Here is a 22,998-nt window from a genome sequence, read left to right as displayed (position 1 = left end):
GGCGGCCCGATCCACGTCAGCCCCGCATCCATCACCGCCTGCGCGAACTCCGCGTTCTCCGACAAGAACCCGTACCCCGGATGCACCGCATCCGCACCGGAATCCCTCGCCGCCTGCAGCACCTTGGCCATGTCCAGATAACTGGCCGCCGGGGTGTCACCGCCCAGAGCGAATGCCTCGTCGGCCACCCGCACATGCAGAGCATCCCGGTCCGGGTCCGCGTAAACGGCCACACTCCCGATCCCGGCATCCCGGCACGCCCGAGCAACACGGACAGCAATTTCGCCACGGTTGGCGATGAGCACCTTGCGCACGATGGCTCCCTCCTTGAAACAAGCTGAGTTTAGGGACTACCGACACGGCCCTACGACCCGTCCCCAATGGTGAGCTTGCCCACACGGAGTGTGATTCGTGGCTTGCCCAAGTCGCGAAATCCCTTGTGGCACCACGGTACGCCGGGAACCATGACCGCACAGTAGCCACGAGGTGTGGTCCAGGTCTCTGTTCGTACGAGCAGCGACTTTCCGTAATTCTTTGTCGAGTCCCCACTAATGGGCGAACGATTCTTTGCCCGACGCACGAGGCCGGTGGCACGGGGGCGGAAGGGGGAGCGCGGAGGCGCGCGTCCCGGGTGCGGGGCGCGGGCGAGGGGTGTCCAAACCCTTGTCCGCGGCGTTACCCGTTAGTAGGGTCCGCGCTATCGCACGTACTGCAGGTAACAGGGGGTGGCGCCGTGGTGCGCAGACCGGTGGCGTTCTCGGCCGCGATCGCGCTGTTCGCGGAGGCCGTGGGCATCGTGTTCATCAACGCCGTGCTGGCGACGGTCGTCGAGAACCAGGACATGTCCCTGGCCGGTCTCGAACCCTCCGCCATGTCCACCGGCACCTGGGCGATGGGCGGCGTTTCCGGTGCGTACCTGCTGCTGTGCGGGCTGATCCTCCTGCTGACCGGCATCCGCGACCGGGCCCCGGGCCGGATCGCCCGCATCGTCCTGATCGTCTGCGCCGTCGTGCACGGGGTGCTGGGCGCGCTGACGGTCGGCCTGGTCGGCTGGGCCGCGTTCGCGGTCCTGATGGTGGTGCTCGGGCTGATCGTGCTGACCCTGGTGGTCTACGGTGACGGGTCCGACGGACCGGCCGCCGACGCCGAACCGGGAACCGTGGCCCCGGTCGCCTGAACGGCCCCGCCGGGTCCGCCGACGGTGCCGGGCGAGGGCCCGGAACGGGTCGCCCGGACGGGCCTGTCGAGTTCCGCCACCGCCGCCGGGCCGGTCACCGTGGCACCGATCGCCCGAACGGCCCCGCCGGGCCCTCGCGTCCGCCCGCCGTCCGGGCCCGGATTGCCGTTTCCTGCAAGGCGTCGCGCACGGCGTGTCGCGGGCGTGTCGCCGGGGTGTCGGCGGCTCCGCCGGCCGGGGCGCCGACGCCCCGGCCGGCGGTCGGCCGGGCCCGCGCGGTTTTCCGGCCCGGGACCTCAGGCCCAGAGCTCGGTGACGGAGATGCCCAGCTCGCCCAGCAGCCGGCGCAGCAGCGGCAGGGACAGGCCGATGACGTTGCCGTGGTCGCCCTCGATGGAGTCGACGAAGGGTGCCGAGCGGCCGTCCAGGGTGAAGGCGCCCGCGACGTGGAGGGGCTCGCCCGTGGCCACGTAGGCGGCGATCTCGGCGTCCGTCGGCTCGCCGAAGCGGACGGTGGTGGAGGCGGTCGCCGATGCGGTGCGTCCGGTAGCCGTGTCGACCACGCTGTGACCGGTGCGCAGCACTCCGGCCCGGCCGCGCATGGACTTCCAGCGGGCGATGGCCTCCTCGCCGTCGGCGGGCTTGCCGAGCGCCTCGCCGTCCAGTTCGAGCACCGAGTCGCAGCCGATGACGAGCGCGCCCGCCGCCTCCGGCCGGCCGGCCACCGCGGCGGCCTTGGCCTCGGCGAGCACGAGGGCCAGCTCGGCGGGGGTGGGGGCGCTCAGCGCGTCCTCGTCCACCCCGCTGACGACGACCTCGGGTGCGAAACCGGCCTGCCGGAGGAGGCCGAGCCGGGCGGGGGAGGCGGAGGCGAGCACGAGACGGCGCTGATCAGTCATACGCGCCATCGTAGAAGGGGCGGACCGGCCGCCGGGACCCGAGAGGCCCGGCCCCTCCGCACGGCCCTTCCCGCGGTTCTTCAGGGGTGGACCCCGGTCCTCAGGGGTGCACGCCGAGCACGAACATCGCGAGCACCATCGCGAGCGCAAGCACCAGCCCCGCACGACGCATCATGTCCTGGGCGTCGCGCAGTTCCTTCGGCGGCTTGTTCTCGGGGTCGGACCACAGCATGGAAACGATCCTGCTGGCCGGGCGCGCATCGCGCCTGAGTACGGGTACTCAACCGCCGTGACGCGTACGGAGCAAATCGTTCCGAACACGGCGGAGGCCCGGCCCCGGGACTCGTCGTCGAGGGGCCGGACCTCCCAAAACGTGCGCCGGCCGGTCAGCCGGGCCAGTACGTCCGGGCCCAGGCGCGCGGTCCCGGCAGGTGGCGCTCGCGCCGCGCGATGCGGCCCGGGTCGGACCACTGCCCGGCCGGCGCCGGTGCGCCGGACGCCGCGTCGGGCCCGGCCGCCGTCGCCGCGGTGCGCGCCCGGACCACCGCCAGTGCGGCGGCCAGCTCCTCAGGGGTCGGGTTGCCCCGTACGACCTTGATCATGGCCAGGACCCTTTCTAGAGGGGGATGTTGCCGTGCTTCTTCGGGGGCAGCGACTCCCGCTTGGTGCGCAGCTGGCGCAGCCCCTTCACGATGTGCGCACGGGTGTCGGACGGCATGATCACCGCGTCGACGTAGCCGCGCTCGGCCGCCACGTACGGGTTGAGCAGGGCGTCCTCGTAGTCCGCGATCAGCTCGGCGCGGGTGGCGTCCTGATCCTCGGCGGCGGCGATGGTGCGGCGGTGCAGGATGTTCACCGCGCCCTGCGCGCCCATCACGGCGATCTGCGCGGTCGGCCAGGCGAGGTTGATGTCGGCGCCCAGGTGCTTGGAGCCCATGACGTCGTACGCGCCGCCGAACGCCTTGCGGGTGATCACGGTGATCAGCGGGACGGTCGCCTCGGCGTAGGCGTAGATCAGCTTGGCGCCGCGCCGGATGATGCCGCCGTACTCCTGGTCGACGCCGGGCAGGAAGCCGGGGACGTCGACGAAGGTCAGCACGGGCACGTTGAAGGAGTCGCAGGTGCGGACGAAGCGGGCGGCCTTCTCGCTCGCGTTGATGTCCAGGCAACCCGCGAACTGCATCGGCTGGTTGGCGACGATGCCGACCGGGTAGCCCTCGACGCGCCCGAAGCCGGTGATGATGTTCGGCGCGAACAGGGCCTGGGTCTCCAGGAATTCGCCGTCGTCCAGCACGTGCTCGATGGCGGTGTGCATGTCGTACGGCTGGTTCGCCGAGTCCGGGATGAGGGCGTCGAGCTCGCGGTCCTCGTCCGTCGTGGCCAGGTCCGCCTCCTCGGGGAAGGCGGGCGCCTCGGAAAGGTTGTTCGAAGGCAGGTACGACAGCAGCGACTTGACGTACTCGATGGCGTCCTTCTCGTCGCCCGCCATGTGGTGCGCCACACCGGAGGTGGTGTTGTGGGTGCGGGCGCCGCCCAGCTCCTCGAAGCCGACGTCCTCGCCGGTGACGGTCTTGATGACGTCGGGGCCGGTGATGAACATGTGCGAGGTCTGGTCGACCATGACCGTGAAGTCGGTGATCGCGGGGGAGTACACCGCGCCGCCCGCGCACGGTCCGACGATCAGCGAGATCTGCGGGACGACGCCCGAGGCGTGCACGTTGCGGCGGAAGATCTCGGCGAACAGGCCGAGCGCGGCCACGCCTTCCTGGATGCGCGCGCCGCCGCCGTCGTTGATGCCGATGACCGGGCAGCCGGTCTTCAGCGCGAAGTCCATCACCTTGACGATTTTCTCACCGTAGACCTCGCCCAGCGAGCCGCCGAAGATGGTGAAGTCCTGCGAGTACACGCAGACGGGGCGGCCGTCGACGGTCCCGTAGCCGGTGACGACGCCGTCCCCGTAGGGGCGGTTCTTCTCGATGCCGAAGTTGGTGGAACGGTGCCGGGCGAACTCGTCGAGCTCCACGAAGGAACCCTGGTCGAGCAGCAGATCCACCCGCTCGCGGGCGGTCAACTTGCCCTTCGCGTGCTGCTTCTCGACCGCGCGCGCCGAACCCGCGTGGGTCGCCTCGTCGATACGGCGCTGCAGGTCCGCGATCTTGCCCGCGGTGGTGTGGATGTCGATCTCTTCCGGCTCGGACATCGGGTGGCGGCTCCCTGCCTGGTCACGGGGACGACTGTGGTGCTGATCAGCTGCTTGAACACCTACTGACCCGTAGCGTATCGGCGCGGATACGGTTCGGCAGTGCGTCGTTTGCCACACCTAGTCTGGGTTGCATGACACCTTCGGATGCGCCACACAGCCGCTGGTCGGACCTCGACCGGCCGCCCCTGAACGTTCCCGCGCTGCGCCGCGGGCTGCTGCGGCCGGGTGGGCTGTGGACCGCGCTCGACGTGGTGGAGTCCACCGGGTCCACCAACTCCGACCTGGCCCGGCGCGCGGAGGGGCTCACCGGGGGCACGGTGCTGGTCGCCGAGGAGCAGACGCGGGGCCGGGGCCGCCTCGACCGCACCTGGACGGCCCCGGCCCGTTCGGGCCTCTTCTTCTCCGTGTACCTGACGCCGGGCGAGGTCCCCGCCGAGCGGTGGGGCTGGCTGCCGCTGCTCACCGGTGTCGCGGCGGCCACCGGCCTGGCGCGGGCCGCGGGCGTCGACACGGCCCTGAAGTGGCCCAACGACCTGCTGGTCACGGTGGGGGACGAGGAGCGCAAGGCGGGCGGCATCCTGGCCGAGCGCGCCGGGGACGGCGTCGTCATCGGCATGGGCCTGAACGTCTCCCTGCGCGCCGACGAGCTGCCCTCGCCCACGGCCGGGTCGCTGGCCCTGGCCGGTGCGGTCTCCACCGACCGCGAGACGCTGCTGCGGGGCGTGCTGCGTTCGCTGGAGCACTGGTACGGCCGGTGGCGCGAGGCGGACGGCGACGCGGCGGCGAGCGGTCTTCAGGAGGCGTACGCGGCGGGCTGCGCGACGCTCGGCCGGACGGTGCGGGCCCAGCTGCCCGGCGACCGCACGCTCGTCGGCGAGGCCGCGGCGATCGACGGCGACGGCCGCCTCCTCCTCTCCACGCCGGACGGCCTCCAGGAGCCCGTGTCGGCGGGCGACATCGTCCATCTGCGGGGCATCGGCGGCGGTCTGGTCTGACCCCGGGCGCGGCCCGGTCCGGCCTGCGCGGCGTGGTCCCGTCCGGCCCCCGCGACGCCGTACGGACCCCGGAACGACGCAGGGCACACGTGTCCACCAGGTGCGTTCCGGGGCGCCCCGGCGGTCGGGGCCGGGGCTTTCGGGCACGTTCCGGGACGCCACGAAGGCGTGAGCCACGGCACACCTGCCGTATCGTTGAGGCGATCCACCGACAGATCGGCAGGGCAGTGCGCAGGGAACGGGCAGGAGGCGGCTGGTGACCGTCGACGACACGACTTCTGGCGCGGGGAAGCAGCCCCCGTCGGAATCCTCGGTCCACGCGACACCGCATCACGAAGTCGACCACACGGCGGAACCGAGCGACGACCCCCTCGCGATCCGGCTGGAACACCTGATCCTGGGTGCCGACCGCCGCTACACGCCGTTCCAGGCGGCCCGTACCGCCGGTGTCTCCATGGACCTGGCCTCGCGGTTCTGGCGGGCCATGGGCTTCGCCGACATCGGACAGGCCAGGGCGCTGACCGAGGCCGACGTACTGGCGCTGCGCCGCCTGGCCGGTCTCGTCGAGGCGGGGCTGCTCAGCGAGCCGATGGCGATCCAGGTGGCCCGGTCCACCGGCCAGACCACCGCCCGGCTGGCGGAGTGGCAGATCGATTCCTTCCTGGAGGGGCTGACCGAGCCGCCCGAGCCCGGGATGACCCGCACCGAGGTCACGTACCCGCTGGTCGAGCTGTTGCTGCCGGAGCTCCAGGAGTTCCTGGTGTACGTGTGGCGGCGCCAGCTGGCCGCCGCGACCGGCCGGGTGGTGCAGGCCGCCGACGACGAGGAGATGGTCGACCGGCGCCTCGCCGTGGGCTTCGCCGACCTCGTCGGGTTCACCCGGCTGACCAGGCGCCTGGAGGAGGAGGAGCTCGGCGAGCTGGTCGAGGCGTTCGAGACCACGGCGGCCGACCTGGTCGCGGCGCACGGCGGCCGGCTCATCAAGACCCTCGGCGACGAGGTGCTCTTCGCCGCCGACGACGCGGGCACCGCGGCCGAGATCGCCTTGCGCCTGATCGAGGCCATGACGCAGGACGAGACGATGCCCGCCCTGCGCGTCGGCATCGCCTTCGGAACGGTCACCACCCGAATGGGCGATGTCTTCGGAACGACGGTGAACCTCGCCAGCCGGCTGACCTCGATAGCGCCCAAGGACGCCGTGCTCGTGGACGGGGCGTTCGCGGAGGAGCTGACCCGGACCGGCGACGCCCCCGCCTCCGAGGCGCGGGCGGCGGAGGAGGCCGCGGTGGCCGAGAAGGAGCGCCGGGAGGGCGCGGAGCCGGCTGCGCTGCCCACGTACCGGTACGGGCTCCAGCCGATGTGGCAGCGCCCGGTGCGCGGGCTCGGCGTGGTGGAGCCCTGGCTGCTGGCCCGCCGCGGCACCACGTCCTGACTCGGCCCCTGCCCCAGCCCCTTGCCGCTCCGGGACGTCCCGGGGCGTTTCGGGGCATGCCTCCGTACCGCGTCCGCACCGCCCGGGACCGCGGGGCCGGTGCGCCATAGGATCCCTCCGGTAACGATCGTTAACCGGAGGGGTGCAGTCATGACCATCACGTCCGAGCAGCGGTTCGGGGACTTCGTCGGCGTACGGGTCCACGAGGGGCGGGAACACGTCGCCGAGCTGGTTCTCGACCGTCCCAAGGCGATGAACGCCGTGTCCACGGACATGGCCCGCTCGATCGCCGCCGCCTGCGCCGCGCTCGCCGTCGACCCGGCCGTACGGGTCACCGTCCTCACCTCCAGCCACGAGCGGGCCTTCTGCGTGGGCGCGGACCTGAAGGAGCGGAACTCCTTCACCGACGCCGAGCTGCTGCGCCAGCGCCCCACCGCCCGCGCCGCGTACACCGGTGTGCTCGAACTGCCGATGCCGACCGTCGCCGCCGTGCACGGCTTCGCGCTCGGCGGCGGGTTCGAGCTGGCCCTGTCCTGCGACCTGATCGTCGCCGACCGCACGGCCGTGGTCGGGCTGCCCGAGGTGTCGGTCGGCGTCATCCCGGGCGGCGGCGGCACCCAGCTGCTGCCGCGGCGCGTCGGCGCGGCGCGCGCGGCCGAACTGGTCTTCTCGGCCCGGCGGGTGGAGGCGGCCGAGGCGCACGGCCTCGGGCTGGTCGACGAGCTGGTGGAGGCCGGCCAGGACCGGACGGCGGCGCTGGAACTGGCCGGCCGCATCGCCGCCAACTCCCCGGTGGGGCTGCGGGCCGCCAAGCGGGCGCTGCGGCTGGGCCACGGCCTCGACCTGCGGGCCGGCCTCGAAGTCGAGGACGCGGCCTGGCGGTCGGTGGCCTTCTCCGGGGACCGCGCCGAGGGCGTGGCCGCGTTCAACGAGAAGCGGAAGCCGAATTGGCCCGGCGAGTGACGCTCCGTGACATCGCGGCCGGAAAAGACACGCAGCGAACACAAGTGATGCCCCAAACTGATCAAAACAGCACAAACCTACATAAGCTGTAGCGATGGGTGATGATGTGCGGCTGCGGGCCGTGGTCTCGCTTGCGCAGGCGATGGCGGCGGCACACACCCCGCGGGGGTCGTGGCGAGCGGCCGCGCTGGGGGCGTGCGAGGCGTTGGGCGGCAGCTTCGCCGCGCTCTCCGTGTGGGAGCGCGGGCGGGGGCAGTTGCGGGTGCTGGTGAACGCGGGCGAACGCGCCGAGGGGGAGGAGGAGTTCCCCGAGGCGGAGGCGTATCCGGTGCACCAGTTCCCGGAGATCACCGAGTTCCTGCACGAACGCTGGGCCGGCGGCGGGGAGCCCGACGCCTGGGTGGAGACCGCCGACGGCTCGGTGGAAGGGGTGCCGGGCGCCGGGCGGTTGTACGGCGCCGGGTACGAGCGGGAGCGGGTGGCCGCCCTGAACCGGCGCGGGCGCGGCTGCTGCGTGGTCGCGCCGATCGTGCTGCACGGGCGGGCCTGGGGCGAGCTGTACGTGGCCCGCCGGGTGGGCGAGCCGGTGTTCGGGCGGGAGGACGCGGACTTCGCGACCGTGCTGGCCGCCGTCGTCGCGGCCGGGATCTCCCAGACCGAACGGCTCGAAGAGGTCCGCAAGCTCGCCTTCACCGATCCGCTCACCGGGCTGGCCAACCGTCGCGCCGTCGACGTGCGGCTGGACGAGGCGGTGGAGCGGCACCGGGCGGAGGGGGCGGTGGTCAGCCTGGTCGTCTGCGACCTCAACGGGCTGAAGCGCGTCAACGACACCCATGGGCACGCGGTCGGCGATCGCCTGCTGGAACGTTTCGGCTCGGTGCTGTCCCGGTGCGGCGCGATGCTGCCCGGCGCGCTCGCGGCGCGGCTGGGCGGGGACGAGTTCTGTCTGCTCACGGTCGGCCCGGAGGTGGACGACGTGGTCCGGGTGGCCACCGAACTCTGCGAACGGGCCGCCGAGTTGGAGCTCGGCGACGGGGTGGCCTGCGGGGTCGCGTCGACCGGCGACCCGGTCGGTCCGGTGGTGTCGGCGCGGCGGCTGTTCCGGTTGGCGGACGCGGCCCAGTACCGGGCGAAGGCGGCCCGTTCGGCGAAGCCGGTGGTGGCCGGGCGCGACGACGAGGTGATCCGGCTGGCCGACTCCCCGCCCAAGCCGGCCCACGACCGCCGCCGTCTGCGCGGCAACCGCCCCTGAGCCGGGGCGCCCCGGCGGCCCGGCCCCGTGCGGGGATCGGTCCGGGCGGGGTGCGGCGGGTTCGTGCGGGGATCGGTCCGGGCAGGGTGCGGCGGGCTGGGGCGGCGATCGGTCCGGGCGGGTGTCAAGACGGTAAGGGGCCAATCACTCGACCACTGGTGACATGAAGGGATTCAGTCCGTACGCTTCTGAATATGGATATGCACACAGTCGTGGTGGGGACGTCCGGCACCACCGCTCAGGACGTCATCGCCGTGGCGCGCGGCAACGCCCGCGTCGAGCTCTCCGAGGCCGCCGTGGACGCGCTCGCCGCGGCCCGGGAGATCGTGGACGCGCTCGCCGCCAAGCCCGAGCCGGTCTACGGCGTCTCCACCGGATTCGGGGCCCTGGCCAGCCGGCACATCGGCCACGAGCTCCGCGCCCAGCTCCAGCGCAACATCGTCCGCTCGCACGCGGCCGGCATGGGCCCGCGGGTCGAGCGCGAGGTCGTGCGCGCGCTGATGTTCCTGCGCCTGAAGACGGTCGCCTCCGGGCACACCGGCGTACGCCCCGAGGTCGCGCAGACCATGGCCGACGTGCTCAACGCCGGCATCACGCCGGTCGTCCACGAGTACGGCTCGCTCGGCTGCTCCGGCGACCTGGCCCCGCTCTCCCACTGCGCCCTGACACTGATGGGCGAGGGCGAGGCGGAGGGCCCCGACGGCACCGTGCGCCCGGCCGGCGAGCTGCTCGCCGCCCACGGCATCACCCCGGTCGAGCTGCGCGAGAAGGAGGGCCTCGCCCTCCTCAACGGCACGGACGGCATGCTCGGCATGCTGGTCATGGCCCTCGACGACCTGAAGAACCTCTACACCTCGGCCGACATCACCGCCGCCCTCTCCCTGGAGGCGCTGCTCGGCACGGACAAGGTGCTCGCCCCGGAGCTGCACGCCATCCGCCCGCACCCGGGCCAGGGCGCCAGCGCCGACAACATGCTGCGGGTCCTGGCCGGATCGGGCCTGACGGGCCACCACCAGGACGACGCGCCGCGGGTCCAGGACGCCTACTCCGTACGCTGCGCGCCCCAGGTCAACGGGGCCGGCCGCGACACCCTCGACCACGCCCGTACCGTCGCGGGCCGCGAGCTGGCCTCCGCCGTCGACAACCCCGTCGTCCTGCCCGACGGCCGGGTCGAGTCCAACGGGAACTTCCACGGCGCCCCCGTCGCGTACGTCCTCGACTTCCTGGCGATCGTCGCGGCCGACCTCGGCTCGATCTGCGAGCGCCGCACCGACCGGCTGCTGGACAAGAACCGTTCGCACGGACTGCCGCCGTTCCTCGCCGACGACGCGGGCGTGGACTCCGGCCTGATGATCGCCCAGTACACCCAGGCGGCCCTGGTCAGCGAGCTGAAGCGGCTCGCAGTCCCGGCCTCGGCCGACTCCATCCCGTCCTCCGCCATGCAGGAGGACCACGTCTCCATGGGCTGGTCGGCCGCGCGCAAGCTCCGTACCGCCGTCGACAACCTGACCCGGATCATCGCCGTCGAGCTGTACGCGGCCACCCGCGCCGTCGAGCTGCGCGCCGCGGAGGGGCTCGTCCCGGGGCCCGCCGCGCGCGCCGCCGTCGAGGCGCTGCGCGCGGCCGGTGCCCGGGGCCCGGGGCCGGACCGCTTCCTGGCGCCGGACCTGGCCGCGGCGGACGCGTTCGTACGGGAGGGGAAGCTGGTCGCGGCGGTCGAGCCGGTGACCGGCCCGCTCGCGTAGCCGGGCGTGGGGGGGCCCGGACGGCGCCCCCGCACGATCGCGCGGAGAAGGCAACGGGGCGCAGTGGGGTGCAGCGGGTCGCGGGAGGGCCGACGGCGCGAGGGCCTACGCTCCGGCGCATGAGCACTTCTGAAACATCACAGTTCGTCCGCCTTCGGGTCGACATGGTGCTGGAGATCGCGGACCTCGCGGCCCTCAGCGGCGCCGCACTGGAGTCCATCGCCGCCGAGTACGGGGGGTACGGGGAACCGGACGGCGAGGCCGCCGAGGAACGCACGCGCGCCGAGGCCGCCGTGCGGACGGACGGCGCCGAGGCCATCGCCTCCCTCGTCGACCCGTTCGTCCTGGTCGGAGAGGTGCCCGGGGTCCGGCTCACCAGGGCTTCCTGGAGCAGCGAGAGCATCGACCACGACCCGGACGACCCGGACCACTGGGACCTCGACGACGAGGACGACGACGAGGACGACGGCGAGGGGTACGGGGAGTACGAGGCGTACGGGGAGGGAAGGGGCGGCGGCGTCCCGCACAATGGGTGAGGACGACGCCGGACGCGACGGCACGAGCGGCGGGCCCGGCGGGTGACGAGCACCGGCCCCGGCCCGTTCCGCACGGGCCGGGGCCGTGCCGTTCACCGCTCGCCCATACGCGATCGACGTCGGGAACCACCGCAACGGCGGACGCGTCGATGAGTGTTGTTCCCCACATCTTTCGCGGATGTGGAACGGAGGACCCGCGCCAGGGGTTCTTTACAGGGACATGGGCGGGCGCCGCCGGTCACCGGTGGATCCGCTCGGGGTTTTGGGGATTTCGGCAACGATGGAGAAGCGTGTGATGACGGACAGCAAGCGGCGCAGGGGTCTCATGGCCGCGTCCGCACTGCTCGGCGGCGTGCTGGTGCTCACCGCCTGCAACGACGGCACGGACAAGAGCGCCGACGGCTCGAAGAAGTCGCAGGCGGCCGAGGTCGACAAGGCAGCCGCCCAGGACGCCTCGGAAGCACAGATAACGATCTCGCCGAAGAACGGCGCGACCAACGCGAGCATCAACAACGACGCCAAGGTCACCGTCACCAAGGGCAAGCTGTCCGAGGTCGTCATGACCACCTCGGCCGGGGCCGCCGTCAAGGGCACCCTCTCCGCGGACGGCAAGAGCTGGAAGCCCGACGTCCAGCTGGAGCGCTCGACCACGTACAAGATCACCGCCACGGCGAAGGACTCCAAGGGCCGCGAGGCGCACGAGAACTCCTCCTTCACCACCGTCTCGCCCGCCAACAGCTTCATCGGGAACTTCACCCCCGAGGACGGCTCCACGGTCGGCGTCGGCATGCCGGTCTCCATCAACTTCAACAAGCCGATCACGGACCGCAAGGCCGTCCAGTCCGGCATCACCGTGACGTCCAGCAGCGGCCAGGAGGTCGTCGGCCACTGGTTCAACTCGCAGCGCCTCGACCTGCGCCCCGAGAACTACTGGCAGGGCGGCTCCACCGTCACCCTGAAGCTGGCGCTCGACGGCGTCGAGGGCGCGGACGGCGTCTTCGGCGTGCAGCAGAAGACGGTCACCTTCAAGGTCGGCCGCAACCAGGTCTCGACCGTCGACGCCAAGGCGAAGACGATGACCGTCACCCAGGACGGCAAGACGATCAAGACCATCCCGATCTCCGCCGGTTCCTCCGACAACCCCACGTACAACGGTCAGATGGTGATCTCCGAGAAGTTCAAGGAGACCCGGATGAACGGTGCGACGGTCGGCTTCACCGATGACGACGGCAAGGGCGAGTACGACATCAAGGACGTGCCGCACGCCATGCGGCTGTCCACCTCGGGCACCTTCATCCACGGCAACTACTGGGGCGCGCGGTCGATCTTCGGCAGCGCCAACACCAGCCACGGCTGTGTCGGCCTCGCCGACGTGAAGGGCGCGGGCGACGCGGGCCAGCCCGCCGCCTGGTTCTACAACAACTCCCTCATCGGCGACGTGGTCATCGTCAAGAACTCCCCGGACAAGACCATCACCCCCGACAACGGCCTCAACGGCTGGAACATGAGCTGGTCGCAGTGGACGGCGGGCTCCGCGGTCTGACCCGGCCCCACGCGTCCGGTCCCCGGCGCACCCCGAACCCCGCAGCATGAAGGCGGCGGCACCCGGATCCACCAGGATCCCGCGGTGCCGCCGCTTTCGTGTGCCGGGGACGCCGTTCGTCCTCGTGCGTCCGCGGGGGCGTTCGCGCGTGCGTCCGCTGCGTCCGCGGGTTCAGTGGGTTCAGCGGGGGAAGGTCATGGCGTCGCGGTGGGCGGCGAGATCGCTGCGGCGGACCTGGCGCAGGCCCGACGGGTCGGTGTACGGCTCGCCGGTGCAGCCGTTCGGGAGGGCCACGGGGTGCGGGGCGTCGGGGCCGGAAGCGGGGCCGGTGAGGAACGAGCGCAGCCCGTACCAGGGCTGCATCGGCAGCAGGCTCAGCCCGTACAGCCAGCGCCGCACCAGCCGCCACAGCCCCGGACGTCCGGCGTCGGGCAGGCTGATCACCCGGATTCCCATGATCAGCTTGCCCAGGCCGGCCCCGGCGACCGCGGTGAGGAGCACCTGGTTGAGGAACGAGAACGCGAGCGCCGGACCGGCCAGCAGGCCCAGGACCTCGGTGACGCCGGTGGACGCGTCCACGTACGGCCGGGTCAGCAGGCCGGCGGTGATGAGGCAGAAGTAGCAGTCGAGCCCGACCGCGAGGTGACGGCGCGTGTCGCCCGCGCGCGGCGGCAGCCGCGGCCCGATGGGGCGCCCCGGGGCCGGGACGGGCGCGGGCGCGGACGCGGGCGGTAGGGCCGTGCCGCAGGCCGGCGCAGTCGGTCCGGAAGGGTTCCGGGTACGCCTCTTCCCCCATGGCGTTGTCATGACAACATCATGTCTGATGTTCCGTCATCTCGTGTCCGGAAATCGAACTCTCGATGCGGCGGGACCACGCGTACCGCGCCGGGCCGGGCCGCACCGTACTCCGGGACCGCCCCCCGGGGACCGCCCGGGACCCTCCGGGGCGAGAGGCCCTAGTCTCGCAGCCATGACCGTTGCCATCACCGCCATGATCACCGCAGTGGTCGGGGTGCTCGGCACCCTCTTCGCCCCCGTGCTCACCCAGCGGCTGACCGCGCGCCAGCGCGCCGAGGAGGCCCGGACGGCGGACGCGCGGCGGAGGTTCGAGGAGCGGCGCGCCCAGTACACGGCGATGAACCGGGCCTCCCGGCAGTTCCACACCCTCCTCAAGGACGCCCTGCACCGCATCCGCGACGGTGTCTACACGGACCAGGAACGCACCCAGCTCGAAGAGGCCCGGCTCGAACACCGGGACCACTACGCCGAGGCGCAGATGATCGTCCCCGAGCGGATACTGCAGGCGTCCCGCGACCTCAACCGGGTGCTCGCCGCCGGGGACGCCGCCGTCAAGCGCCTGGACCGGGGCCTCGCCCGCGACGGCGAGAGCGTCGGGCAGGCCCTGGAGGACCTGAAGGCGGCCGGTCCCCGCCTGGACACGATGCGGGAGCTGATGCGGCGGGACCTCGGAATCACCGACTGAGCCGCCGCCGTGGTGCAGCCTGCTACACCACGACTCCGGGAGAGCGGCCCCTCGTGGCGGCCCACGCCCGCCAGCAGTATGGAGACGTCGCCGGGACGCCACCAGGACCCACCGGTACGAAGGCGGCGCCGACCACGACACCGACCACAACGCCGACCACGGAGGAACCTCATGAAGCCCCTGCTCTGGTTCGTTCTCTGCACCGCCCTCGTCGCCAACGTCTTCCTCAACCTCCTGGAGGACGACACCCTGCACGTCGTGCTCAGCATCGTCACCGGGACGGTCGCGCTCGCCTCGGGCACGGGGCTGTGGCTGCGGCACCGGGCCGAACGGGCGTAGCGCATTTCCGGGCGGGGCGCCCCGCCGCCCGCGCCGGGCCGTGCGGAGCGGGCCCGTGCAGGACCGTGCCGTGCCGGGCCGAAGACGTTTGTGCGGGTCCCGCGCGAGACTTTTCCGGGACTGCTGGGACAATCGATGTGCCACAACGGTTCTGTACGTCGCTTCCGTGAGCCGCAGAGCGTGCGATGTCTGGGCGACGCCCTCAATGGGGAGGGGGGACCGCGACGTTCCCGGGACGGGACGTCTTCGCGCGCGATGCCCATCGACGGAAGGTCTTGACCTGATGCAGGCCACCCCTGATTCCGCGACCCCGCACACCACCGAGAGCCGTGTCATCGAGCCGCTGTACGCGGAGATTCTCCGGCGCAACCAGGGCGAGAAGGAGTTCCACCAGGCGGTACGAGAGGTCCTGGAGACCCTCGGCCCGGTCCTCGCGCAGCGACCGGAATTCGTGGACGCAAGGATCATCGAGCGCGTCTGCGAGCCGGAGCGCCAGCTCATCTTCCGGGTGCCGTGGTCGGACGACTCCGGCGACATCCACGTGAACCGCGGCTTCCGGGTCGAGTTCAACAGCTCGCTCGGCCCGTACAAGGGTGGACTGCGCTTCCACCCCTCGGTCAACCTCGGCATCGTGAAGTTCCTCGGCTTCGAGCAGATCTTCAAGAACGCGCTCACGGGCATGCCCATCGGCGGCGGCAAGGGCGGGGCGGACTTCGACCCCAAGGGCCGCTCGGACGCCGAGATCATGCGGTTCTGCCAGTCGTTCATGACCGAACTCCACCGCCACCTGGGCGAGTACACCGACGTCCCGGCCGGTGACATCGGCGTCGGCGGCCGGGAGATCGGCTACCTCTTCGGCCAGTACAAGCGGATCACCAACCGCTACGAGTCCGGCGTCCTCACCGGCAAGGGCCTCGGCTGGGGCGGCGCCCAGGCGCGTACGGAGGCGACCGGCTACGGCTGCGTCATGTTCACCGACGAGATGCTCCGCAGCCGCGGCGAGTCCCTCGACGGCCAGCGCATCGCCGTCTCGGGCTCGGGCAACGTCGCGATCTACGCGATCGAGAAGGCCCAGCAGCTCGGCGCGACCGTGGTGACCTGCTCGGACTCCACCGGCTACGTGGTGGACGAGAAGGGCGTCGACCTGGCCCTGCTCAAGGAGATCAAGGAGGCCGGCCGCGGCCGGATCTCCGAGTACGCGCAGCGGCGCGGCGAGCACGTCAAGTACGTCGACGGCACCGGGGTCTGGAACGTCCCCTGCGACGTGGCCCTGCCCTGCGCCACCCAGAACGAGCTCCACGAGACCGACGCCCTGGCACTGGTGCGCAACGGCGTGAAGGCGGTCGCCGAGGGTGCCAACATGCCCACCACTCCGGAGGCCGTGCGCGTGCTCCAGGAGGCGGGCGTCGCCTTCGCCCCCGGCAAGGCGGCCAACGCGGGCGGCGTGGCCACCAGCGCCCTGGAGATGCAGCAGAACGCCTCGCGCGACTCGTGGACCTTCGCCCACACCGAGGAGCGCCTCGCGGAGATCATGCGGCACATCCACGACTCCTGCTACACCACGGCGGAGCGCTACGGCAGCCCCGGCAACTACGTGGTCGGCGCCAACATCGCCGGCTTCGAGCTGGTCGCGGACGCGATGCTGGCCCAGGGCCTCATCTGATCCCCGGCCCGGCACACATCCGGCCCGGCCGCTCCCCGCGACCGGGCCGGACCGTCGGGTTTTACGCGGCGACCGGGCCGGGCCACCGTGCCTTACGCGGCGACCGGTCCGGTCCGGGCCGGTCGCCACGGGCAGGTCAGCCGGTTCCGTCGCAGGTTCCGTAGTGGTAGCCCTCCTGACCGCGGGCCACGAGGTCCAGGTCCCGCCGGACGATGCCGATCCGGTCGCCCCAGCCCTCGCAGGCCCGTGCCATGCCCGGCCCGGTGTACTCGATCACGAGCACGTGGTCACCGAAGGCGGCCGTGTAGTCCCCGCATTCGTCGTACTGGCCGCACTCCTCCACCACGGCGAAGTCGGCACCGACCTCCTTGCGGAACGGAGCCAGCTCCGCGGTGTTCTTCTGGCCGATGGCCAGGCCCTTCGCGTGCGCGTGGTCGGCGAGCAGGGAGAGGAACGCCTTCGCGTCGTCCGCGGTGAGCAGGCCGCGGGGCGCGCGCGTGTAGCTGTCGTAGTTGTCCGGGTCGACGGCCCGGTAGCCCTTGGCCGCGCACGCGTCGATCCAGGCGTTCACCTTCCGCGCGATCCGCTCGCGCTTGGCGGCGGTACGGACGTCCAGCATCGCCTCCCCCCACTCCTCGTCCATGACGACCTCGCCCGCCCCGTCGCGGAGCAGCAGATCGGCGTCCCACTCCTTCTCCGCGCCCGGCTGGGCCTGGAAGGCGTTGACGTAGCAGATGTTGTAGATCCCGGGCGCGGGCCGCTCCGTGTGGTCCCGGGCGACGACGGACACGCCGGCCGGCGGGGGGTAGGGCGCGCCGAGCTGGTAGTCGAAGCCCGCGTGCGCCGGGGGGAGTGCGATCTCGGCCGAATCCTCCCGCCCGGCCTTCCCGGCCGGGGAGGGCGCCCCGGTCGCGGCGCCGCCGCCCGAACAGGCCGTGGCGAGGAGGCACAGGGCGACCGTCACGACGGGCGCCGCGGAGGACCGGCGGAGAAAACCCCTGGTACGCATTGCTGGCAGGCTCCGGAGGGAAGAGGGCCGAGGAGGCCGGAGGTCACCGGGGGGACGGGCCCGGCGGACGGCGCCGCGTGGTCGGCCCCGGAAGTGCCGGAGCATCCGCCGGTCGATTTTATCCCGTACGTCCCGGAAGGCGGCCGACCGGCCCGCACCGCGCCCGGACATGGCGGTGGCTCGCTTCAAGTCCCTTTGTCTGAACGGAAGTTCATACCCATTGACGCCGGATGACCGGCACTGCTGTAGTCCTCTCGCCCACGAAGAACACAGTCGATGCGATGCCGGACGAGAGGCAGGGTTCATCAGATGAAGCCGGGCAGGGTGGCGGCGGCCATGGCAATGGCGATCGCGCTGGCCGTCGGGAGCGCGGGGTCCCCCGCGATGGCCGCGGACTGGACGCGGACGGGGGACTACTACCGGTGGACCGGGTTCAACGCGCTGGAGCGCGGGCAGGGCGTCGCGACGGACGGGACGTACTTCTACTACGCCGGACCGGGCGGAATGGTGAAGGCCACCGCGGCGAACGACTCGGAGGTCGCCTCGTCGCTGTTCCCCATCCCGCCGCTGCTGAGCGGCACGTACGGCGGTGACCACATCGGGGACCTGGAGTATTACGGCGGCTATGTGATCGCGCCGATCGAGGACGGCAGGGGCGGCTACCAGCACCCGCTGCTGGCGCTGTACGACGCGGACGACCTGAGCTACACCGGCCGTTACGTGCAGCTGCCCCTCGACCGGATGCCGGGCGGTGTGCCGTGGGTCGCGGTGGACGCCGCCGCCGGACTGGTCTACACGGCGCCCTGGACCCAGGACGCCGCGCAGGGGACGAACGAGCTGGTCGCCTACCGGCTGAACGACCTGCTGACCCTTCCCGCGGGCGCCACGCTCCCGGTGGCGCGGACGGTGACCCTGTCGCAGCCGCTGAGCAGGATCCAGGGGGCGGCGATGTGGCGGGGCACGCTCTACGCGTCGGTGGACGACTCGGCGAAGTCGGTCTACACCGTCGACCCGGTCTCGGGCCAGGTCTCCTACGCCTTCCACCAGGACGTCGAGCCCGGGGACGAGGTCCAGGGGATCGCCGCCTGGGACTACGGCCCTTCGAGGGGGCAGCTGCACATCGTGCACGTGGGATCCGGCTGGAAGTCGATCTTCCTCTACCTCCAGCACTACGCACCGGCCGGCTGATTCACCGGCCGCCCCGCCGAGGGACCGGGTCGACGCCCGGTCGGTTGTGGTCCGGCTCCAGGCCGGGTCAGTCGCGGTCCGGCCGGCCGCGGTCGGGCTCCCGGTCCGGGCCCTGCCCCGGGCCGCGACCCGGCTCGCGTCCCGGTCCGTGCTCCGGCATCCGGTGCCGGAAGGTCTCCGCCGCGACGGTGTTCGCGGCCACCACGATCCCGAAGAGCACCGCCGCCTCGGTGTGGCCCATCGCGTGGACCGCGTACACGCCCCCGCCGAGCACCACCGCCTTCACCAGCAGCACCCCCGCGAGGGGCAGCTGGAAACGGGCGCGGGGGGCGGCGAACAACCCCCAGACCGCGGCCGCCGCCGCCGGGGCCCCGAGCCCCAGCAGCAGATGGACGGCCGTGTCGTCCCCGGCGGTGAAGCCCCACCAGGACAGCATGACCAACGCGGCCAACTCGACGAGGAACGCGAGGAGTTCGTTGGCCATGAACCACGGCGGCGAGGCCGGGGCAGCGGGGGAGCCGTGACCTTCGCTCGTCATCGGTGGGCAACTCCTCTTCGTCCGGCGTCCGGTGCTCGTCGCCGGGGCCCCGGCGACACCGAGGATCGCCGCTTCCGGTGTGTACCGCCCGTGGAGAGCGGGGAGATCATGTGAACAGCAGGTGGTCAGCATATGCCGGTGACGGCCCGTACGGGTGTTCCCGGTGGAACCGGGCGAGCGAACGGGCCCCCGGCCCGGTCGGGTCGGAGGGCCCGCGAGTGCCACCGGTGCGGATCAGCCCGCCTGGTCGCCGGTGTAGCGGTAGATGTTTCCTGCGGAGTTGACGCCCCAGACGGTGCCGTCGGCGGCTGCGCCGATGTCGGTGAGGCCGCCGGGAATCCGGACCCAGGGGTTGGCGTCGTCGTTGGTGTAGCGGTAGATGTTTCCGGCGGAGTTGACGCCCCAGACGTTGGTCCTGGATCCGGCGGAGATGCGGGTGAGGCCGCCGGGGATCTGCTTCCAGTGGTTGGGGTCGCCCTGGTCGCCGGTGTAGCGGTAGATGTTTCCTGCGGAGTTGACGCCCCAGACGGTGCCGTCGGCGGCTGCGCCGATGTCGGTGAGGCCGCCGGGGATCCGGACCCAGGGGTTGGCGTCGTCGTTGGTGTAGCGGTAGATGTTTCCGGCGGAGTTGACGCCCCAGACGTTGGTCCTGGATCCGGCCGAGATTGCCGAGAGCCCTCCGGGGATCTTCTGCCAATGAGCCATGTCGCCTCGTTCCCTTCGTCGTTCCTTCCCACGCGGATGTGCATCTGATGGGTCGGCGAAAACGAGGGCGGAAAAACGAGCAGATACCCCGACCGGTTCATAAAACGGTCTGAAAACCGACGTTTTGATTTTCGGTGCACAGCGGCCCCGTCGGGGCGGTACGGGGCCGCGGGGTCATGCATGGCCCGAAGGGCAGTCACACCCACGGGGAATTGCGGACGCGGCTCACTTGACCCGGAGCCGTACGGGGGCGTCGGTCAGGCGTGGGGCGGGCCCACGACCCGCTGGAGGCGGAGCTGCCCGATCTCCGCGACGTTCTTCATCAGTTCGGCGTTGACCCAGGCGATCATGTGGGCGACGGTGTGCCGGGGGTCGTCCTGCTGCGGGAACGCGGCGGTGGCCTCCAGGTCGGCACCGGTGAGCCGGTCCAGCGCCGCCAGCCAGTCCTCGCGCAGCGCGCGCAGCCACTCGACCGCCGGCTTCCCCGGGCCGGGCCAGACGACGTCCTCCCGCTCGCGGGGCACCCGCCCCCGGGCGTGATCCGCGGCCACGCCCCACCACCAGCCGATGTGCCAGCTCAGCCAGCCGATGGTCGGTACGGGCACGGGATCGGGCTCGGCGTCCGCCCAGTCCACCGTCCACGTCCCGTCGTCGGCCGGGTGGAGCGTCCAGCACTCCGCGGCCGGTTCCCAGAGGAAGTCGTCGACTTCGAGTCGCTCCAGGTGGTACTCGAAGAGCGACCACGTCAGGTCGAACTGCCAGCGCAGCAGGCCGAGTTCGGGGAAGGGGGCATGGTGGGAAGAAGTCATCGCACGACTCTCGCACGGGGCGGCTCCGGGAGAAAACGAATACCCGACGGGCCGCGTCCGAGCGCCCGCGTGTCCGGGCATTCGGGCGCCCGGGCATCCGGACGGCGGCGCACACGATCGGGTCGTGGGGGACGCCCGTCCGACTGCGTCCACGGGAATCGGCGGCGTATGGTCAGGGACGAAAAATTGCCACAGTGACAATTCCGGGGGACGACGATGAGCGCTGGACCGGGCCCGTGGGGACCGTACGGCGGTGGCCCGCAGCCGGCCGGAGGGCAGCCCGGGTGGCCGCCGCAACCACAGGGCCCGGGAGTGCCGCCGCAGGGTTGGCCGCCCGGCGGCGGCGGTCCGCAGCCGGGGTGGGGACCGCAACCGGGATGGCCGCCGGGCGGGGGCCCGCAGCCCGGCTGGGGGCCGGGCGGTCCGCAGCCCGGTTGGGTACCGCAGCCCGTGCCGCCGCGACCGCCGTCACGGCTGCGGCGGACGTTCCGGATGCTCAACCCGATCATGGCCGGACGCCAGGTGTGCAGGCCGTCGCGGCCCGACCGGGTGGACGACCCGACGGTGCGGAAGATCCAGATCCTGCGCATGGTGGTCGGCCTCGCCGCGATGGTGTGGATCCTGGTGGCGTACCGGATCGCCTCGGACACCAAGTCCGTGGCCATGCAGCGGCTCGATCAGGTCGCGGACTCCGCCGCCCTGCTGGCGGCCACGTTCCCGGTCGTCGTCGGTGCGTTCGTCGTCGCGAGCCGTCCGCACAACCGACGCCTGTACCTGCGGCGGGCGTTGAAACCGGTCGGGGCGCTGCTGGCCCTGGGCGGCACGCTCCTGTACTTCGTCCTGCTGACCGAAGGCACCCTGACCGGCGGCCCCTTCGGGCAGATGCCCGAGCACCCGGCCGGGAGCGACTACCTGAACCTCCTGTACCAGCTCCTCCTCCTCGTCGTGGCGCTGTGGGGGTTCGTGTTCGTGCCCTATGGCGCCGCGCTGTCGCTGACGCACGTGTTCCGCACCGCCGACATCCACGAGGTCCTGCCCCCGATCATCGCGACCGTCCTGGTCTGGGAACTCGCGATCGTGGACCTGGTCTCGGGCACCTACGACGGCGCCCCCCTGCCGGTGCGGCTCGCGGCGGTCCTCGGCGGCCCGCTGTCGGTCACGGCGGTGAGCCTCTGGGAACTGCGACGCCTCAGGACCCGCCACGGCCTCACCCTGCGCGACGCCCTCGGCCGCTGACCCGGTCCCGCCCGCGCTCCCGCACCCCGGCCCGGAACCTCACCGGCCGGGGTCTGGCCAGGTCGCCACAACGGCCGCCAGGCCCGGGAAGACCGGTCCGGAGACCATCTCCCGGCTCGGCGCGCCGTTGAGCCGGCACACCTGCTCGGGCCCGCCGTCACCGGTGTCGAAGAGGCAGCACACCCCGCCCACGGCGGCGGTGAGGCCGGTGAACACCTCCCTGACCCGGGCCGACCGCGCGAACACGCGGCTCATCGCCGATGCCGCCGCCCAGAACTCCAGTGACGCGTAACGGGGATGGGGCAAGGACTCGAACCGACCCGTCCGTCCTCCTCGGGCACATGGTCGCGCGCCTCCGCGTACGCGCGCACCACGTCGTCGGCGCCGAACAACAGGGACGTGTCGAGAGGGAGCGTCCCGCCCGCGGAACGGTCGACCGGATCGCTCCTGAAGTCCGACGTGAACGGGAGGACGACCCGGTCACCCCCGGGCAGCGTGACGTCGAGCGGCGGCACGGTCCGGCCCGGCGGCGCCGACGCCGCCAACTCCCTCAGCACCCCGGCGACGTTCCGGGGCGGCAGATGGATGTCGTAGCCGTAGGCCAGCCCCATGCTTCCCCTTCGCCGGACCGAACGGGGCCTGCGCCGGGACACCCCGCCCCTGCCGCGGCAGGGGCGCCGAGCAGGACGTGCCGGAAGCCGGGAACGTCGTCGGGGTCGGCCGGTTTACTCTTTCCGACCATGCGAGCCCTCTTCCCAGGATCCTTCGACCCGGTCACCCAGGGGCACCAGGATCTCCTCCGCCGCGCCTCCCCGCTGTTCGACGAGGTCGTCGTCTGCGTGATGTTCAATTCGAACAAGACCGGCCGCTTTCCCATTGCCGAACGGCTGGACCGGCTCCGCGCGGCAGCAACCGGCCTGAGCAACGTCACGGTCGACTCCCACACCGGCGGCTTGCTGGTCGACTACTGCCGTCGAGCCGGAATCGACGTCGTCATCCGCGGAATCCGCAACGTCCACGACCTGGAATACGAAACTCCGATGGCCCGTACGAACCGCGAACTGGCCGGATTCGAAACGCTCTTCATCGCTGCGGACCCCGCCCTGGCCCACGTTTCCTCCTCACTCGTCACCGAGATGAGCCGACACGAAGACCCGGGCAGGCTTCTTCCCGCAGGCGAGGGCCGCGGCGAGGGGGAGAGAAGCGGCGAACAGGCTGCCCCGCTGTAGTCGTCCGACCTCCGGCGGGAAGCGCTCGACCTCCGTTGCGACAGGTCAGCGGTT

At 72.1% G+C, this 22,998-nt stretch carries 26 protein-coding genes; 14 read left to right on the top strand and 12 right to left on the bottom strand.

Annotated features, from left to right (window positions below; genetic code table 11):
- A partial coding sequence (locus ACFYW1_RS25530; protein ID WP_388997556.1) for a biotin carboxylase N-terminal domain-containing protein occupies positions 1-314 on the bottom strand: 314 nt, incomplete at its 3' end.
- Positions 315-736: 422 nt separating this feature from the next.
- Between ACFYW1_RS25530 and ACFYW1_RS25525 the strand changes: the two genes are divergently transcribed.
- Positions 737-1,177 (top strand): hypothetical protein, encoded by a 441-nt coding sequence (locus ACFYW1_RS25525; RefSeq protein WP_388997586.1) that lies wholly within the window; start codon positions 737-739, stop codon positions 1,175-1,177.
- 296 nt (positions 1,178-1,473) lie between these two features.
- Here the strand turns inward: ACFYW1_RS25525 and ACFYW1_RS25520 are convergent, their stop codons facing one another.
- The 4 genes from ACFYW1_RS25520 to ACFYW1_RS25505 form a co-directional block, all read right to left on the bottom strand.
- Positions 1,474-2,085, bottom strand: a complete 612-nt coding sequence (locus ACFYW1_RS25520) for a nucleoside triphosphate pyrophosphatase (RefSeq protein WP_187438825.1) — start codon at positions 2,083-2,085, stop codon at positions 1,474-1,476.
- A 91-nt stretch (positions 2,086-2,176) separates the two neighbouring features.
- Entirely contained in the window at positions 2,177-2,308 is a 132-nt protein-coding gene (mmpB, locus tag ACFYW1_RS25515; protein WP_388997551.1) for a morphogenic membrane protein MmpB, read from the bottom strand.
- A gap of 154 nt (positions 2,309-2,462) precedes the next feature.
- Positions 2,463-2,678 (bottom strand): acyl-CoA carboxylase epsilon subunit, encoded by a 216-nt coding sequence (locus ACFYW1_RS25510; protein ID WP_388997548.1) that lies wholly within the window; start codon positions 2,676-2,678, stop codon positions 2,463-2,465.
- A gap of 14 nt (positions 2,679-2,692) precedes the next feature.
- Positions 2,693-4,276 (bottom strand): acyl-CoA carboxylase subunit beta, encoded by a 1,584-nt coding sequence (locus ACFYW1_RS25505; protein WP_388997545.1) that lies wholly within the window; start codon positions 4,274-4,276, stop codon positions 2,693-2,695.
- Positions 4,277-4,410: 134 nt separating this feature from the next.
- Between ACFYW1_RS25505 and ACFYW1_RS25500 the strand changes: the two genes are divergently transcribed.
- The 7 genes from ACFYW1_RS25500 (at position 4,411) to ACFYW1_RS25470 (ending at position 12,745) form a co-directional block, all read left to right on the top strand.
- Positions 4,411-5,274, top strand: coding sequence for a biotin--[acetyl-CoA-carboxylase] ligase (locus ACFYW1_RS25500; RefSeq protein WP_388997542.1), 864 nt, complete (start codon positions 4,411-4,413; stop codon positions 5,272-5,274).
- 256 nt (positions 5,275-5,530) lie between these two features.
- Positions 5,531-6,706, top strand: a complete 1,176-nt coding sequence (locus tag ACFYW1_RS25495; protein WP_388997539.1) for an adenylate/guanylate cyclase domain-containing protein — start codon at positions 5,531-5,533, stop codon at positions 6,704-6,706.
- Between the two features lie 150 nt (positions 6,707-6,856).
- Positions 6,857-7,669 (top strand): enoyl-CoA hydratase/isomerase family protein, encoded by an 813-nt coding sequence (locus ACFYW1_RS25490; RefSeq protein ID WP_388997536.1) that lies wholly within the window; start codon positions 6,857-6,859, stop codon positions 7,667-7,669.
- A gap of 142 nt (positions 7,670-7,811) precedes the next feature.
- Positions 7,812-8,921, top strand: coding sequence for a diguanylate cyclase domain-containing protein (locus ACFYW1_RS25485; RefSeq protein WP_388997583.1), 1,110 nt, complete (start codon positions 7,812-7,814; stop codon positions 8,919-8,921).
- A 194-nt stretch (positions 8,922-9,115) separates the two neighbouring features.
- Entirely contained in the window at positions 9,116-10,666 is a 1,551-nt protein-coding gene (gene hutH / locus ACFYW1_RS25480) for a histidine ammonia-lyase (RefSeq protein ID WP_388997533.1), read from the top strand.
- Between the two features lie 119 nt (positions 10,667-10,785).
- Positions 10,786-11,202 (top strand): hypothetical protein, encoded by a 417-nt coding sequence (locus tag ACFYW1_RS25475; RefSeq protein ID WP_388997530.1) that lies wholly within the window; start codon positions 10,786-10,788, stop codon positions 11,200-11,202.
- A gap of 280 nt (positions 11,203-11,482) precedes the next feature.
- Positions 11,483-12,745 (top strand): Ig-like domain-containing protein, encoded by a 1,263-nt coding sequence (locus ACFYW1_RS25470; protein ID WP_388997527.1) that lies wholly within the window; start codon positions 11,483-11,485, stop codon positions 12,743-12,745.
- A 180-nt stretch (positions 12,746-12,925) separates the two neighbouring features.
- Here the strand turns inward: ACFYW1_RS25470 and ACFYW1_RS25465 are convergent, their stop codons facing one another.
- The gene (locus tag ACFYW1_RS25465; RefSeq protein ID WP_388997524.1) at positions 12,926-13,552 is read right to left on the bottom strand and encodes an RDD family protein; all 627 of its coding nucleotides are present in this window, start codon (positions 13,550-13,552) and stop codon (positions 12,926-12,928) included.
- A gap of 163 nt (positions 13,553-13,715) precedes the next feature.
- On the opposite strand from ACFYW1_RS25465, the gene ACFYW1_RS25460 reads away from it, so the two are divergent.
- From ACFYW1_RS25460 to gdhA, 3 genes are all read left to right on the top strand, one after another.
- Positions 13,716-14,228 (top strand): hypothetical protein, encoded by a 513-nt coding sequence (locus tag ACFYW1_RS25460; RefSeq protein ID WP_388997521.1) that lies wholly within the window; start codon positions 13,716-13,718, stop codon positions 14,226-14,228.
- A gap of 171 nt (positions 14,229-14,399) precedes the next feature.
- Complete coding sequence (locus tag ACFYW1_RS25455) at positions 14,400-14,567, top strand: hypothetical protein (protein ID WP_388997518.1); 168 nt, start codon at positions 14,400-14,402, stop codon at positions 14,565-14,567.
- Between the two features lie 283 nt (positions 14,568-14,850).
- Positions 14,851-16,230: an NADP-specific glutamate dehydrogenase gene (gene gdhA / locus ACFYW1_RS25450; RefSeq protein WP_388997515.1), complete on the top strand. Its 1,380-nt coding sequence runs from the start codon at positions 14,851-14,853 to the stop codon at positions 16,228-16,230.
- A 136-nt stretch (positions 16,231-16,366) separates the two neighbouring features.
- Here the strand turns inward: gdhA and ACFYW1_RS25445 are convergent, their stop codons facing one another.
- On the bottom strand, positions 16,367-17,248 hold the full coding sequence (locus tag ACFYW1_RS25445) for an endo alpha-1,4 polygalactosaminidase (protein WP_388997580.1): 882 nt from the start codon (positions 17,246-17,248) through the stop codon (positions 16,367-16,369).
- A gap of 300 nt (positions 17,249-17,548) precedes the next feature.
- On the opposite strand from ACFYW1_RS25445, the gene ACFYW1_RS25440 reads away from it, so the two are divergent.
- Positions 17,549-18,427 (top strand): hypothetical protein, encoded by an 879-nt coding sequence (locus ACFYW1_RS25440; protein WP_388997512.1) that lies wholly within the window; start codon positions 17,549-17,551, stop codon positions 18,425-18,427.
- Between the two features lie 67 nt (positions 18,428-18,494).
- Here the strand turns inward: ACFYW1_RS25440 and ACFYW1_RS25435 are convergent, their stop codons facing one another.
- The 3 genes from ACFYW1_RS25435 to ACFYW1_RS25425 form a co-directional block, all read right to left on the bottom strand.
- Positions 18,495-18,965: a YrdB family protein gene (locus ACFYW1_RS25435; RefSeq protein ID WP_388997509.1), complete on the bottom strand. Its 471-nt coding sequence runs from the start codon at positions 18,963-18,965 to the stop codon at positions 18,495-18,497.
- 234 nt (positions 18,966-19,199) lie between these two features.
- Positions 19,200-19,670 (bottom strand): tectonin domain-containing protein, encoded by a 471-nt coding sequence (locus ACFYW1_RS25430; protein ID WP_388997506.1) that lies wholly within the window; start codon positions 19,668-19,670, stop codon positions 19,200-19,202.
- Between the two features lie 257 nt (positions 19,671-19,927).
- Positions 19,928-20,479, bottom strand: a complete 552-nt coding sequence (locus ACFYW1_RS25425) for a DinB family protein (protein WP_388997503.1) — start codon at positions 20,477-20,479, stop codon at positions 19,928-19,930.
- Between the two features lie 492 nt (positions 20,480-20,971).
- Here ACFYW1_RS25425 and ACFYW1_RS25420 point away from each other — a divergent pair, with 492 nt between their 5' ends.
- Complete coding sequence (locus ACFYW1_RS25420; protein WP_388997500.1) at positions 20,972-21,715, top strand: hypothetical protein; 744 nt, start codon at positions 20,972-20,974, stop codon at positions 21,713-21,715.
- Between the two features lie 39 nt (positions 21,716-21,754).
- Here ACFYW1_RS25420 and ACFYW1_RS25415 read toward each other — a convergent pair whose 3' ends face one another.
- Together ACFYW1_RS25415 and ACFYW1_RS25410 are read right to left on the bottom strand one after the other, a co-directional pair.
- Positions 21,755-21,970 carry a hypothetical protein gene (locus ACFYW1_RS25415; RefSeq protein ID WP_388997497.1) on the bottom strand — a complete coding sequence of 72 codons (216 nt, stop codon included), beginning with the start codon at positions 21,968-21,970 and terminating at the stop codon, positions 21,755-21,757.
- Positions 21,967-22,326 carry a hypothetical protein gene (locus ACFYW1_RS25410; protein WP_388997494.1) on the bottom strand — a complete coding sequence of 120 codons (360 nt, stop codon included), beginning with the start codon at positions 22,324-22,326 and terminating at the stop codon, positions 21,967-21,969. Before ACFYW1_RS25410 ends, ACFYW1_RS25415 begins: the two co-directional genes overlap by 4 nt.
- Positions 22,327-22,455: 129 nt before the next feature.
- Between ACFYW1_RS25410 and coaD the strand changes: the two genes are divergently transcribed.
- A complete protein-coding gene (gene coaD, locus ACFYW1_RS25405; RefSeq protein ID WP_388997491.1) occupies positions 22,456-22,944 on the top strand; it encodes a pantetheine-phosphate adenylyltransferase in 489 nt (162 codons plus the stop codon).
- The last annotated feature ends 54 nt before the right edge of the window (positions 22,945-22,998 follow it).

It is taken from the genome of Streptomyces sp. NPDC002669 (genome assembly GCF_042889165.1).
Taxonomy (GTDB): Bacteria; Actinomycetota; Actinomycetes; order Streptomycetales; family Streptomycetaceae; genus Streptomyces.
This window is presented reverse-complemented; position numbering and strand designations above follow the sequence as displayed.